General features: G+C 68.3%; 14 protein-coding genes. 7 read left to right on the top strand and 7 right to left on the bottom strand.

Annotation, left to right across the window (positions count from 1 at the left end; all coding sequences use genetic code 11):
• Positions 1 to 74: 74 nt before the first annotated feature.
• The gene (locus tag ACZ45Z_RS08420) at positions 75 to 1,439 is read right to left on the bottom strand and encodes a (2,3-dihydroxybenzoyl)adenylate synthase (RefSeq protein WP_468358100.1); all 1,365 of its coding nucleotides are present in this window, start codon (positions 1,437 to 1,439) and stop codon (positions 75 to 77) included.
• Complete coding sequence (locus tag ACZ45Z_RS08425) at positions 1,436 to 1,564, bottom strand: hypothetical protein (RefSeq protein WP_468358103.1); 129 nt, start codon at positions 1,562 to 1,564, stop codon at positions 1,436 to 1,438. Before ACZ45Z_RS08425 ends, ACZ45Z_RS08420 begins: the two co-directional genes overlap by 4 nt.
• A 580-nt stretch (positions 1,565 to 2,144) precedes the next feature.
• Here ACZ45Z_RS08425 and ACZ45Z_RS08430 point away from each other — a divergent pair.
• The 3 genes from ACZ45Z_RS08430 (at position 2,145) to ACZ45Z_RS08440 (ending at position 4,849) form a co-directional block, all read left to right on the top strand.
• Positions 2,145 to 2,618: a carboxymuconolactone decarboxylase family protein gene (locus ACZ45Z_RS08430; RefSeq protein ID WP_468358106.1), complete on the top strand. Its 474-nt coding sequence runs from the start codon at positions 2,145 to 2,147 to the stop codon at positions 2,616 to 2,618.
• A gap of 194 nt (positions 2,619 to 2,812) precedes the next feature.
• Positions 2,813 to 3,736: an RNA polymerase sigma-70 factor gene (locus ACZ45Z_RS08435; RefSeq protein WP_468358109.1), complete on the top strand. Its 924-nt coding sequence runs from the start codon at positions 2,813 to 2,815 to the stop codon at positions 3,734 to 3,736.
• Between the two features lie 330 nt (positions 3,737 to 4,066).
• The gene (locus ACZ45Z_RS08440) at positions 4,067 to 4,849 is read left to right on the top strand and encodes a hypothetical protein (RefSeq protein WP_468358112.1); all 783 of its coding nucleotides are present in this window, start codon (positions 4,067 to 4,069) and stop codon (positions 4,847 to 4,849) included.
• A gap of 178 nt (positions 4,850 to 5,027) precedes the next feature.
• On the opposite strand, the gene ACZ45Z_RS08445 is transcribed toward ACZ45Z_RS08440, so the two are convergent.
• Together ACZ45Z_RS08445 and ACZ45Z_RS08450 are read right to left on the bottom strand one after the other, a co-directional pair.
• On the bottom strand, positions 5,028 to 5,957 hold the full coding sequence (locus tag ACZ45Z_RS08445) for a ketopantoate reductase family protein (protein ID WP_468358115.1): 930 nt from the start codon (positions 5,955 to 5,957) through the stop codon (positions 5,028 to 5,030).
• 80 nt (positions 5,958 to 6,037) lie between these two features.
• A complete protein-coding gene (locus tag ACZ45Z_RS08450) occupies positions 6,038 to 6,607 on the bottom strand; it encodes a DUF6817 domain-containing protein (RefSeq protein WP_468358118.1) in 570 nt (189 codons plus the stop codon).
• Between the two features lie 180 nt (positions 6,608 to 6,787).
• Here ACZ45Z_RS08450 and ACZ45Z_RS08455 point away from each other — a divergent pair, with 180 nt between their 5' ends.
• Positions 6,788 to 7,729: a LysR family transcriptional regulator gene (locus tag ACZ45Z_RS08455; RefSeq protein WP_468358121.1), complete on the top strand. Its 942-nt coding sequence runs from the start codon at positions 6,788 to 6,790 to the stop codon at positions 7,727 to 7,729.
• A 391-nt stretch (positions 7,730 to 8,120) separates the two neighbouring features.
• Entirely contained in the window at positions 8,121 to 9,482 is a 1,362-nt protein-coding gene (locus ACZ45Z_RS08460) for an FG-GAP-like repeat-containing protein (RefSeq protein WP_468358124.1), read from the top strand.
• Positions 9,483 to 9,632: 150 nt separating this feature from the next.
• On the opposite strand, the gene ACZ45Z_RS08465 is transcribed toward ACZ45Z_RS08460, so the two are convergent.
• The 3 genes from ACZ45Z_RS08465 to ACZ45Z_RS08475 all read right to left on the bottom strand — a co-directional run bounded on the left by ACZ45Z_RS08465 (position 9,633) and on the right by ACZ45Z_RS08475 (position 11,489).
• A complete protein-coding gene (locus ACZ45Z_RS08465) occupies positions 9,633 to 9,938 on the bottom strand; it encodes a YjbQ family protein (RefSeq protein ID WP_468358740.1) in 306 nt (101 codons plus the stop codon).
• Positions 9,939 to 10,095: 157 nt separating this feature from the next.
• The gene (locus tag ACZ45Z_RS08470) at positions 10,096 to 10,602 is read right to left on the bottom strand and encodes an SRPBCC family protein (RefSeq protein WP_468358127.1); all 507 of its coding nucleotides are present in this window, start codon (positions 10,600 to 10,602) and stop codon (positions 10,096 to 10,098) included.
• On the bottom strand, positions 10,590 to 11,489 hold the full coding sequence (locus tag ACZ45Z_RS08475; protein WP_468358130.1) for an RNA polymerase sigma-70 factor: 900 nt from the start codon (positions 11,487 to 11,489) through the stop codon (positions 10,590 to 10,592). The genes ACZ45Z_RS08470 and ACZ45Z_RS08475 overlap by 13 nt, the downstream gene beginning before the upstream one ends.
• 594 nt (positions 11,490 to 12,083) lie before the next feature.
• Between ACZ45Z_RS08475 and ACZ45Z_RS08480 the strand changes: the two genes are divergently transcribed.
• Entirely contained in the window at positions 12,084 to 12,605 is a 522-nt protein-coding gene (locus tag ACZ45Z_RS08480; RefSeq protein ID WP_468358133.1) for a hypothetical protein, read from the top strand.
• Positions 12,606 to 12,794: 189 nt separating this feature from the next.
• The gene (locus tag ACZ45Z_RS08485) at positions 12,795 to 13,391 is read left to right on the top strand and encodes a hypothetical protein (protein ID WP_468358136.1); all 597 of its coding nucleotides are present in this window, start codon (positions 12,795 to 12,797) and stop codon (positions 13,389 to 13,391) included.
• The last annotated feature ends 106 nt before the right edge of the window (positions 13,392 to 13,497 follow it).

The following is a 13,497-nucleotide window of genomic DNA, read 5'->3' on the forward strand; positions in this document are numbered from 1 at the left end:
TCGTGAAGGCCGGCGGTCGGCCCTTGCCCCTCACAGGTCAGCCTGCCCGTCACAGGCCAGAGGGATCTTCGGGGTCAGTCCGCCGCGCGGATGTCCTTGAGGCGGCCGGTCACCACCAGGTTGCCGTCCGGGGTGCGCCGCGCGAGGTTGCCGGTGCGGAAGTAGCCGTCGGTGGTGAAGGAGCGTGCGTTGTGGTCGGGCGCCCGGTAGTAGCCTCGCACGGTGTACGGACCGCGGGCGAGGAGTTCGCCGGGCTCCCCCTCGGGCACGTCCTTGCCGTCGACGTCGACAATGCGGATCTCATCGTCGGGCGAGAGCGGGCGGCCCTGCGTGGTGAGTACGGTCTCGTCCGGATCGGCGGGCCGGGTGAGAGTGAGCAGCCCCTCAGCCCTGCCGAAGACCTGCTGCAGGCGGCAGCCCGATGCGGGGCCGATCCGTTCGGCGGTCGCCCGGTGCAAGGGCGCGCCGCCGATCTGCACGAGGCGCAGACTGCTCAAGTCGGCCTGGGCCGTGGGAAGTGCGTCGATCCAGAGCCGGGCGACGGCGGGCTCCACCGAGGTGATGGTGACCCGCTCCCGTCCGATGACTGGAAGGCATTCGGCGGGTTCCGGATTCTCGGCCAGGACGACGGTGCCGCCGACGGAGAGAGTGCCGACGATGCCGGGGCAGCCGAAGGTGAGGTTGAACTCGGCGGCTAGCGCGGCGAGATACACGTCGTTCTCGGTGAGCGAGACCAGCTCGGCGGCGGCCCGCGCCTGGTATGCGTAGTCGTTGTGGCTGCGCGGAACGAGCCTGGGCTCCGTGGTGGTATCGCCGGAGAGCAGGAAAAAAGCCACCTGGTCAGCGCTCCGCGAAAGTACCGGCCCGGGCGGGGCGTCGATGGAGCCCAGCGGGAAGTAGTGGCAGCCCGACGGGTCGGTCGTAAGGCCGCCGTACGGAGACGAGGCGCCGGGCGCCTCAAGGGTGAACACCCGCCGTAGGAAGGGCCCTTGAGCCGCGATGTCTGCGGCCATCGCCGTGTGGTCGAAGCCCTGGTAGGTCGAAGGACCGACGTAGCCGACGGACTGGGTGACCCGCACGAGGTGGGACACCTGGGACGCGCGGTGCGGGACCGGGCAGAGCACAGGGACCGCGCCGAGGCGCATCAGCGCGAAGACGGTGATGACGAACTCGGGAACGTTCGGTAGTTGGACGACGACCCGTTGCCCGGGCCGGAGGCCGCGCAGGTGGAATCCGGCGGCCATGCGCTCCACGCGCCGGTTCAGGGCCGCGTAGGTGATGCGGGTGCCGCCCTGCACGAGCGCGGTTCGCGGTCCGTACTGCAGGGCCCAGTCACGCAGCAGGTTGTCCAACGTATAGCCGCGCCAGTGCCCCGCCGTCCAGTAGCGGTCGACGAACTCCTCGGGCCAGGGCGTGCAACCGTCGAGCATGGATGTCATTGGCTTCCTTCTGTACCAGTTGCGGGCCGGTCCAGCACGACGGCGACCTCCAGGAGGAGCCGGACGGCCTCCGACAGTCGGGCCAGCCGGTGTTCGTCCAGGTCAATGCCGTGATGCGACCCCATATCGCCCGCCCCCCTTCTCAACGCCGGGGAGCAACCTCGCCCTTTCTTGACCTTGGCAATCCAATCCTTCAACTCACCTAGGGGCAATGTGCTTTCCCGACCATGAACGCTCAACTCCCTCAGCAGAAAGACCAATGAGCGCCGCTGACCAGGAACAATGGTCGGGCTTAAGTGACCAGGAGCAATGGTCGGGGTTCAAATCCACTCGGCCCCGCACCAAGCGCAACAGCCGTGGACGGCGAGTGGTGTCGGTCTGGGGGCGGTGGTGGCGAGATCAGGCTGAGCCGGGCCTTGCCTCGTAGGGCGGAGAGCGTCGCGTCCCGCCACCGGGGCCACGGCGCGGGATCCGAGAGGCACGTGGTGACCGCTTTGCCCAGGGCACGGGGGCTTGAGGAGGCTGTGGCGTACCAGTACCAGTACCAGTTCGAGTTCGAGTACGAGTACGAGTACGGCCATTCTGCGGCAGGTCAGGACGCGCACCGACGGATGGGAGACGCAGGTCACATTCGTCCATGTCACAGGGGGTCGGGCTACCCCGTCTCAAGGGGTGTAGCCACTGACGACCGCAGAGGAGCACACCATGGACGCGCGACTGAACTACTTCGCCAGCCCGACCGCCGGCAAGATCCTCAAGCACTTCATGGCGGCGGGCAAGGTACTCAAGGACTCGCCGCTGCCGGCCGCGACTCAGGAGCTGGTGGCGCTGCGCGTGAGCCAGATCAACGGCTGCGCCGCCTGCATCGACATGCACACCAAGGAGGCCGCCGCTGCCGGCGAGACCTCGGTGCGGCTGAACCTGGTCGTGGCGTGGCGGGAGGCCACGGTCTTCACCGAGGCCGAGCGCGCCGCGCTGGAGTTGGCGGAGGAGGGGACCCGGGTCGCGGATGGGGCAGGTGGGGTGAGTGACGAGGTGTGGGCGCACGCCGCCACGCACTACGACGAGGAGCAGCTCACCGCTCTGGTAACTCTGGTCTCCTTCATGAACATGGCCAACCGACTGAACGTCATCACCCAGCAGCCGGCCGGCGACTACAAGCCCGGACAGTTCCACTGAGAGGCATCAGCGACTGGCCCGGGGCCCGGCTGGGGGCGCCGGGCCCCGGGCTCGGGGACGTTACCCACGGGCTCCGGGCCACTGGACTCGGGGCGTTACTCTGGCCAGCCGGTGGTCCGAATGATCACCAGAAGATGACGCTTACGCCGGCAACTACGGCCGGGCGGAGGGGCGTCGGGGGGAGGGGATTCGGCGTGAGCAAGGTCGAGGAGTTCGAGGAGCTGCGGCCGCTGCTGTTTTCGATCGCCTATCGGATTCTGGGCAGTGTGGGTGAGGCCGAGGACGCGGTGCAGGAGACCTGGCTGCGCTTCGACGGCTCGGCGACGCGGCCCACGTCGACCAAGGCGTTTCTGTCGGCAGCGGTCACACGGATCTCGATCGATGTACTGCGCTCCGCGCGGGTGCGCCGGGAGGAGTACGTCGGCCCGTGGTTCCCCGAGCCGCTGCTGAGCGATCCGTATGAGGATCCGGCGCGGTCGGTGGAGCTGGCCGACTCGGTGTCGATGGCGGCGCTGCTGTTGCTGGAGCGGCTGAGCCCGCTGGAGCGGGCGGTGTTCGTGCTGCGGGAGGTGTTCGGCTTCGGGTTCGACGAGGTCGCCGCGGCGGTGGGGCGTTCGGAGGCGGCGTGCCGGCAGTTGCTGGTACGGGCGCGGCGGCATATGGAAGCCGGGCGGCCGCGGTTCGAAGCGGACCGGCAGGAGCGGCAGGAGCTGGCGACGCGGTTCTTCGACGCGCTGAAGGACGGCGATGTGGGCGGGTTGCAGGATCTGCTGGCCGCCGACGTGTCGATGGTCGGAGACGGCGGCGGAAAGGCCCCGCAGCTTGCCAGGGCCGTCATCGGCGCCCAGAACGTGGCCCGGCTGCTTGCCTCGGTCTTCCCTCTGTTGGCCCGGATCGACGTGACGTTCGAGCCGCACGAGGTCAACGGCCAGCCGGGCGCGATCTTCCGCGACCGGGACGGCAAGGTGCTCCACACTCTGGCGCTCGATGTGCTCGACGGGCAGATCCAGACGATCCGCTCGGTGATCAACCCCGACAAGCTCGGGCACGTGGGCCCCGTAGCGGACGCCTGGGCAATCGACCGCGAGGTGAAACAGGCCCGTCGGCAGCCGAACTGACCCCGAGCAGCCGAACTACTGACCCCGAGAGGCGGTCCGGGCCGGCTCGTTCCCCGGCAGCGGGGCTGACCTGGACAAATAGTCCAGGCCGGCCTGTTTCTCCGCCATGTGGTGTCTGTGGCCGCCCTGTGGCCGGTTCGCCTCTCCGGCGAGGTCGGGACGGCCAGCCCAGAGCACATCACCTTCGACTGGCCAGGCCCTGGCTGGCTGACTGACTGACTGACTGAGCCTGCCGGTCCGGCCGGCCGTCACCGCTCCGTAAGGTCCTCGATCACGATCACGGCGTAACGTGACAAAGGAGAGCAAAACACGCCATTCAGGGGAGACGTCATGGCACCGGACCCCGCACGGCAGGAAGCGTTCGCCGTCCTCATGGTCGACGTGCTCAACAAGGGAGGGCTGGCCCTCCTGATCGGCGTCGGCCATCAGACCGGCCTGTACGAGACCATGAGCACGCTGCCGCCCTCCACCAGCGACGACGTCGCCAAGGCGGCGAACCTCGACGAGCGGTACGTCCGCGAATGGCTCGGCGGCATGGTCGTCGGGGGCGTCGTGGAGTACGAGCCGGACGGCGCGACGTACGCGCTGCCCCCCCCCGAGCACGCCGCCTCGCTCACCACCGCCGCCGGCCCCGAAAACCTCGCCGGGCTCATGCAGTACATCGCGCTGATGGGCGAGGTCGAGCAGCAGGTGGTCGCGTCCTTCCGGGACGGTGGCGGCGTCCCGTACTCGGCGTACCCCCGCTTCCAGGCCCTCCAGGCCGAGGAGACCGCCCGGGTGTACGACGTGGCCCTCGTCGACACGATCGTCCCACTGGCCCCGGGCCTCACCGAACGACTGCGCGAGGGCATCGACGTCCTGGACGTGGGCACCGGCCAGGGGCACGCCCCCCTCGTTCTGGCCTTTCGAACATCCGGCGCTCGCCCAGGCGGACAATGCCGTGCTTGGCCTGATGACCGTGGTTCTTGGGCCTGGCGACCATCAGCCGGTGGGGTGGTCGCGTTCCCCGTTGGATGCTGTTGGGCGCGCTGGTGGTCGCTGCCGGGACGCTGTCGCTGGGCGCGGCGGTGGGGCTGGGCCGTCCCGCGGCTCGCCCCTGCCGCCGACCTCTGAGCCTTGTTCCGACCCTGGTCATGAGCCGGTCATGAGTCTGGCCATGACACCCCGGTCGTGGGCCCGGTCATGAGTCTGGCCATGAGCCCGGCAGTGAGCCCAGTCATGGCCAGGCTCGTGAGCCTCTGACCGCTCCACTTCCCGCGCAGGCGGGGTCACTGGCGGCCGAGGCGGCCACTCACTGACCACGCGGGTGCCAGCCCAGGTCCGCCATGAGTCCTGCGGCGACGGGGACATCCACGCCGTGCCGTTGAGCGGCTCGGAGGAGTGCGCCGCCGATGGCGTCCAACTCCGGTGGGCGTCCGGCCTCGGCGTCCCGCTGCATCGACGACTTGGCGTCCGACGGGAACGCCTCGTACAGCGCCAGAATCTTCGCGACATCGACGGGTGCGCCACAGGCTTCGCTGACGGCGGCTGCCTCCTGGAGGAGGGCAGCCAGTTCCTCGCGGTGCTCGGCGCGCACCTTGCCGATTGCGAGCCCGTAGCGCGTGGTGAGCAGGGCGAACGGTGCGAGGAAGGCCAGTTTGGTCCAGAGCAGCGTTGCCTCGTCCCCCACCACGCGGGTGGTCACCCCTGCGGCCTGGAGGGTCCCTGCCAGTCCCCCGAGCCGTTCGGCGGTTCCGGCGAGGTCGATCTCGGTGAAGGGGCTGCCATGTTCAATGCGCCCTGGGGCAATACGAGTTGACTCGACCCGGATGACGCCCGCCACCACCTGGCGTTCCCCCAAGTGTCGGCGCAGTCTGGCGGGATGCTCGACACCGTTGAGGAGCGGCAGGACAAGTCCGCCGTCGAGCATCCCGCTCGGGACTCTCTCCAGGGCCGCGTCCAAGTGGGTGTTCTTGACCGTCACCAGGCACAGATCGACCGGCTCCCGCAGTTCGGTGTCCGCCTCCACCGGTGTGGTGAAGTCGCCGAACTGCGCGCTGCGCACGTGGAGCCCGTCCTTGCGCAGGGCGGCGGCCGTGGTCGTGCCTGCGAGGCAGATCACCCGTTGGCCTGCACGGGCCAACAGCGCGGCCAGCAGTCCACCGACTCCACCGGGGCCGAGGACAGCCACCGTCCAGGGGTGGGAGGGGGTTTCGCCGGGTGGTGCGAGAGGGGTGGTCACGGTGAGGGCCCTTCGGTTGTGGGGTTTCGTCCGTCAATTCCGGCTGTCAGGGTCCACGTCAGAGCGTGCGCTGCGTTCCTTCAATGGGGAGGCATCTGCGAAGAGGCGGTCAGCAGCGTTCGGCCGTCGAGCCAAGCAGCGTCGCTGAGCAGGTGCCGCAACCGGGCGAACAGGGCTAGGAGCTCGGATCCCCACTTCCCGACGAAGGCGGGATCGGCGCGGGCCAGGTCGAGTTCGTTGGCGGCCGACAACTCGGCGAAGTCCCGGCACGATTGCGCTGTCGGCGCGTACGCACGGCCGGTGAACCTGTCACGGAATGCGGCATCGGCCTGGCCGAGGGTCGGGTAGGTGGCCCCTCGGTCACATGAAGCGTAGAGGTACACGATGGCTTCGGCCTCGGTACCGATCACGGCTGCGAGATCAGTACGGCGGTCGAGCGTCAGCAACGCTGTGGGGAAGCCGTCGGTGCCGTAGAACGCGTGGCACAGACCCGCCAGTTGGAGGGCAGGGCGAGCTTTCCATCCGGCGAGCTGAGCCTGCACGCGCTGAAGGTGGGCGAGGAGAGTACCGCCGGGGTGGACGATGCCGCCGGCCCCGAGTTGGCGCAGCAGCGTGACGGCCTGGTCGGCCGCAGCAGAGGGAGCGGTCACGAGCTGGCGTCCTTTCGGTGAGTGGCAGGTCGGCACCCGTACGACGCCTTCGCCCGGTCCGGATCCGCGCGAAAGGCACCGGACGGGTTGCCGCCTGGCCCTGCAATGAGCTTCGCCGCCCCGGCATACCCCAGTCAATCCTTGAGTTTTCTCGCCAACTCCAAGCTGTAGCTTGGGTAGATGACTTTGGATGACCTGCGCGTGTTCGTGGCAGTGTGCCGGGCCGGAAGCCTCAGTGCCGTGGCCCGGGATCTGACTTGTACGCAGTCGGCGGTAAGCCAGCACGTCAAGCGATTGGAACGGGAGACCGGTGCGAGCCTGCTGGAGCGCCAGCCCCGCGGGGTCGTGCCCACAACGGCGGGGCGCATCCTGTGCGAAGCCGCCACCGACGGAATCGCCGGGCTCGACCTCGCGCTGCGCCGCCTCGGGGACCTCGTCAACGGGCACAGCGGTTCGGTACGGATCACCACCGGCGGGACGACCGTGCGGCACTTCATGGCCGAGGCGATCGTCTCCTTCCGCCGGCGCTTTCCCAAGGTGAGCCTGGAGTTCCAGACCGAGACCTCCAGCCGCGGCTGCTTCGACGCTCTCCTTTCCAGCGACCTGGACCTGGCCTGGATCACCATCGGCGGCGCGGTACGCGGGATCGAGCAACGGCCCGTCGTCGACCTGCCCTGGGTGCTCGCCGCCCAGGTAGACGACCCACTCGCCACACGCTCGCACATCGACGTGTCCGACCTGCCCGACATCCACCTCGTCCGACTGCCGCCGAACTCCACCTCCGGCGGTCGGCTGGACGAAGCCTTCGCCGAGCTGGGCATCAGGGCCGGCTCCGACACAAGCGTCGCCGACTGGGACACGGCCCTGCTGCTCGCCGAACTCGGCCTGGGCCACGCCGTCGTACCCGCCGTGCCGGGCCTGCCCGCGTCCGTCAATGACGGAGCGCTGCGTCTCGTCCCCATTCCGGCGTTGCCACCCTTGTCGGTCGGCTGGGCCGTACGCCGCTGGGACGCGTTGCCTCCGCTCGCCCGGGCCTTCGCCGACACCGTTGCTCGTAGCTGCGCGAAGAAGTCAATCGACGCGAGGGGCGCAGAGGCGTCTGAAGTTCCCAATGACCAGTAGGCCAGTAGGCCCGTAGACCAGTACTAGATTCGGGCGGAGGGCCCGCAACGATCGCAGGCCCGTAGCGACCGCGCACAGCACGCGTGCGTCGCGTATAGCGCTGATCGCATGCAGCGGCTCATCTCAGCACATCCCGGCACACCCCGGTTCGTCCACAGTCCCAGCCCAGCTCGAGCCCCGGTCCCGGTCAGGAGTCCCGAACCCAACGCCGAAACAGAACCCAACCCCAACCCCTACCTCAACCCCTACCTCAACCCCAACAAATTCTTTCCCCTCCCCTGCAACCTTTCCCCCTCCCCCGCTGTCTCCTGTTCATCAACCGTCCCGTGTCCCGGAGGCATCGCATCGCCGGGCACATGGGCGGTCACACGGAACATCGGAGAGATATTTCATGCGCATTCGCCCCGCAGCCTGCGCGGCGCTCCTCGTGGCGGCCCTCGTCCCCGTCGTCACAGCGGCACCCACCGCGAACGCGGCCGCCGCGAAGTACGCGGACGACTTCAACGGCGACGGCTACCGCGACTACGCCACCTACTCGCCCGGCCACAGCCCGGGCGGTGGCGTCCTGGTCACCTTCGGCACCGCCAACGGGCCCGGCACCCAGACCGAGGTGATCGACCAGTCCAGCCCCGGCGTCCCCGGTGCCGACGAGGACGGCGACCTCTTCGGCGGGGTCATGGCCCCCGCCGACTTCAACGCCGACGGCTACGCTGACCTGGCGGTGACGGCGTACGGCGAGGACGTCAACGGGCTTACGGAACAGGGCTCCGTCACCATCCTGTGGGGAAGTGCGGGCGGCCTCTCCGGCGGCACGTCGATCCCCAATATGGGCGCCAAGCAGTCCAACGGCTTCTTCGGCCGGGACCTCGCCGTCGGAGACTTCAACGGGGACGGCAAGAAGGACCTCGCCGCGATCAGCGCGGGTAAGACCTACGTCTACCGCGGGTCCATCACGCCTTCCGGCGTGGCCGGCTCGGTTTCCACCCTCGACAAGTCGTCGTCGGACTTCACCTCCAGGTCCCTGGTCGCCGGCAACATGAACGGTGACGGCAAGACCGATCTGGTGATCGTCGGGCTCGTCGACGAACCGAACAACTTCGGAGCGGACGCCTGGTTCATCAACGGCGGCTCCACACTGACCTCGGGCAAGACCCTGCGCCTCGTCACGAACTACGCGGACGACGGCGCAGCGGCAGAAGTGATCGCCGACTTCAACAAGGACGGCTACGGGGATCTCGCCGTCGGCACCCAGATGTACGGCAATGACCAGGGCCGGGTAACGCTCTGGTACGGCTCCCCCACCGGTCCCGCCACCAGCGCCCGCATCACCCAGGCCACCAGCGGCGTCGCCGGCACACCCGAGAGCGGCGACCTGTTCGGCTCCTCCGTCTCGGCCGCCGACGTCAACGGCGACGGCTACCAGGACCTGGCAATCGGCGCCTACGGAGAGAAGATCAGCGCGCAGACGACCGAGGGAGGCGTCCACGTCCTGCGCGGCAGCGCGAACGGCATCACCGGCACCGGTTCCCAGTGGTTCGCCCGCAACACCCCCGGCGTGCCGGGCTCCGTCGCGTGGAATGACTGCTTCGGCTTCACGGTCCGCCTCCGCGACACCGACCGTGACGGCCACGCCGACCTGTTCATCACCGGCAACGTCGACGGCTCGCTCCGCCTCCCCGGCACGTCGTCCGGCATCACCACGACCGGCGTCTCCTCGGTGAACACGGAACTCATCGAGGGCATGCTCCAGTAGGAGCTCCGCCTTCGTCCGGCTCCCAGGCGGGTGATCCTGCCCCCTGGGAGCCGGAAGCGAAAAGCGAAACACGGTGATCTCGGCCTCGCCGGACAGGCAAGTGCCTGGCTGCTGAACCAGGCACAACCAAGGATCAATCGCAGGACAGCATCAGGCCCGGTGAACGCGGACCAGCAGCTCTCGCGTGCGTGGTCCGTCGAACTCGGCCAACATGATCGCTTGCCATTGGCCCAGGTACAGCTTGCTTGCCGTGATGGGGATGGTCAGCTCGGGGTGGGTGGCGACCATGGCGCGAGCGTGGGAGTGGCCGTTGTCGCGTTCGCCGTGGACTGCCCTCTCGGCGGGGGTGCGCTCTTTGTCGTGAGCGTAGTAATGGTTGCTGCTATGCGGTGCGACGCGCTCCAGTACAGCCTTCATGTCCGTGTCCAGGCCGCTGTCGTTCTCGTTGATCGCCAGTCCGCATGGTGAACAGTGACAGGGCGGTCACAGATGTGGCAACGGCCCTCTCGGCCATGTGCTGTCGGCCGTGAGACGCACCGTCCACGGCCGGGCAACAGCACCTACCAACCAACGAACGCTCTGAACCTTCGGTCTCGCCGAGGGATCCGTACGGTCATCGGGGCTCGCTTCCGCTCGTTGGCACGTGCGTGGTCGGCTTGTTCGGCCCCAACTGGGGATGTTGGGTCAGTGCGGTGTTGGCGGCGTCGAGGATGTTGCCGAAAGTGCGGGTGATAACGGGCCGCGCGAGGAACCGGGTGAGGAGGGTTCCGAGCAAGGGGACGGGGATCTCGGCGCGGGTGATCCAGCGCACCTGGGTTCCGCCGTCGACCTCGGTGAACGTCATGCGGCCGAGTTCGTGCCTGGACGGCGGCAGACTGCGCTCGACGACGTACTCGGTGGCGTACGGCGGGTCGTAATGGGTGATGCGTTCCCGGAACCAGCCGATCAGCCAGAGGTGATTGCGCACCGCGCCGACGCCGTAGGGCGCGGTCTCGCCGCGCCGGGTCAGGCGGCAGCGCAACACCAGGGGTGAGCGCGTGTAGTTGGTCGTGGTGGTGAGCCAGGCGAACACGTCGTCAATCGGAGCGTCGATAACGCGTTCAACGGTCATGGTTTCCATGGCTGGTGTTCTCCTCTGTCGAGTGTGCGCACCGTATGGGCACGGTGCAGCTTGTCCGGGTTGCGCATGACATAGAGGCCGGTGATCTGTCCGTCGTGGATCTCGAAGGCGAGCAGCCAGTCGAGTTCACCGCCTGTGAGGCAGCGTGCCGCGGGCATGCCGTTGTAGGTGGCGTGCTCGATGTGGGTGGCCTCGGTGATGCTGGTACGGGCCACGCCGAGGGTGAACCGGGCGACGTCGTCGCGGCCGGTGATCGGGCGGCGGGCGGCAGACACCTTCCCGCCGCCGTCGGAGATCTGTACGACATCGGGCGCCATCAGGTCCATCAACGCCTGGACCTCGCCGGTCGTCGCCGCGAGCAGGAACCGTTGGACGATGTCCCGGGTGGCATCGGAGTCGGGTTCGAAGCGGCGACGCCGCGCGTGGACGTGCCGGCGTGCGCGGTGGGCGATCTGCCGGACGGTGACCTCGGTCTTCCCGATCGAGGCGGCGATCTCGCCGTGGGTGTAGCCGAACACGTCGTGCAGCACGAACACCGCGCGCTCGGTCGGGTTCAGCGTCTCCAGGACGAGCATCATGGCCATCGACACCGACTCGGCCAGGATCGCGTCTTCGCTCACCTCGGGTGCGGTGCGGATCGGCTCGGGCAGCCACGTGCCGATGTAGTCCTCGCGCCGTGCCTTGACTGCGCGCAGGTGGTTGAGGGCCTGCCGGGTTACGACTCGGACGAGGTAGGCGCGCGGATGCTCGACCGTGGTGGGATCGACCGCGCTCCACCGCAGATAGCTCTCCTGCAGCACGTCCTCGGCGTCGGCGGCGCTGCCCAGCATCTCGTAGGCGATGGTGAACAGCAGTGGACGGTGCTCGGTGAAGGCGTCCTCAGCCATGACCGACATCCACTCGTTCCCCGGTGCGATGACCGGGGCGCAGGCGCCACGCCGCGGACCGGCGGACCAGCTCCCCGGTCACCCGGACCGGCATCCCAATGCCCGCCGCATGCCGATGAAGGCGGAACCGCTGGACGATCTCAGCCCAGGCATTCACCAACGGCACGACCACCGTCGTCGACCGTCCACCAGCGATCCGGTGCGCCGCCCGCACCCCGACAAAGTCCGCCCCCACCACCAGCACACGTCGGCACCCCATCACCACACCCAGCTCCTCTCCTCGGACGCCCATCGAGACACGCCCCACCAGGCAACCGTGACAGTCCACGACCGTGATTCATCCCACACTGCGGGTTGGATGGGCCCGAGTCGCGGCCCTCCGGGGAATGCCCGTGCCCGGATCATTTGCCATGGCCAGCAGTAAGCCCATCCCCGCAGGAGAGCGGCGGCGTGGCGTCAGAAGCTCGTTGTGTCTCGTTGTGTCTCGCTGCGTCTCGTTGCGTCTCAATGCTTCCAGGCATCCGGCGGGGGCTTCTCCACCCGCCTGGCACCCACCAGTGGCACACTGTGGCTGCTGGTAACAGGATATTTCCCATGCATACGACTCCTGCCCTGGACACCAACGCGCCGGCCTTCCACACGGTGATGGGCTGCCTGTCCGATACCTTCGCGACGACGCCGTGGAAGCCCGTGCGTGCCGAACACCGCGACGGCCGCTACACGGGGCTCTACGACGTCGACCTGGAGCATGACGCAGACCCCCGAGCGCCCCATCGGCCGCTCGTACACGGTTCCGCGCTATACGCGATCACTGAGTACCACGCGTTGAGTGCGAATCTTTTCGCCTACTACAACGGTCACCATGAAGCGTGGTCGCACGTCCCTCGGGTTCCCTGGGAAGAGGCGCGGCGGCGGTTTCTCATCACGTCGATCGACCTCCGCCTCCTCAAGCCCGTGTTCGACCGCAACGTACCGGTCACGCTCACCTTCGAGGACTTCACCGACAAGTACGAGAGCCACCAACTGGTCTTCTTCTCGTGCCGGATGGACGTGGCCGACGGAGCCCATCGGGGCCTGCTGAGCGGCTGCCTCAACCTGCGAGACGATCTGACCTGACAGGTCGACGCCCCATCCCGACTCAACGCCTCGCGTCGGGCGGACCGGCAAGGACCAGTCCCGCTGCGAGCACCCCGGCGCGAGCGACCGGACCTGGATCTCCTTGGCGTGGCATAAAGGGGTGCATGCCGTGCAGCGAAAGCCGCGAAGTCCAAGGCTGCGCCTGCGTGTGTGGCATGGTTGCTCGCTATGAAGTCTGAGTCGAGCGGCCCGGCACGTCACATCGACCCGGGACTCTGGCTTGCGCAGTTCGCAGACCGCATGCTGGTGGTGTGCCCCGGCTGCGGGGGCCGCGCTCTCGTCGTGCCCAGACCGGATCTTGAGGCACATCGGTATTTCAGTGAGCTGATGTTCATGCCGCGCCGTCTCGTGTGCGCGGCATGCGGGGCCACCGACGAATGGGAAGCCGAGGTGCGGGGCGCCGCACTTGTGGGCGCGGCGCTGGGCGGCACCGAGGATCCGTTCTTCCGGCAGCCGCTGTGGCTGCAGACCCGATGCGTCGGGCACATCCTGTGGGCGTACAACGAGAAGCACATCGACGAACTCGCCGCCTACGCCAGCGCCGCACTGCGGCAACATGTCGCTTCACCGACGATGGCGATGTTCGCGCGGCTTCCGGTATGGATGAAGCGGGCCGACAACCGACGCGAAGTCCTGGCGGGGCTAGGGACGTTGCGTGCGCTCGCCGAACGCTCAGCACCGGATGAGCGCTCTGATGCGGCGCATCGAAGAGACGACCGGCCGCGTTTGCGCGGGAGCTCGTTCTTTCGAGGAGGCCCCTACTAGTGCCGAATCAGGCAACGTTTGCCCTGCCATGATGTGACGTGCTGTTCGGAAGCCGTTCCGGGTGGCGGTGAACGATGGTTGGCACCGCCCCAGCGTGGTGACCGAT

This window comes from Streptomyces sp. NPDC031210, assembly GCF_055570395.1.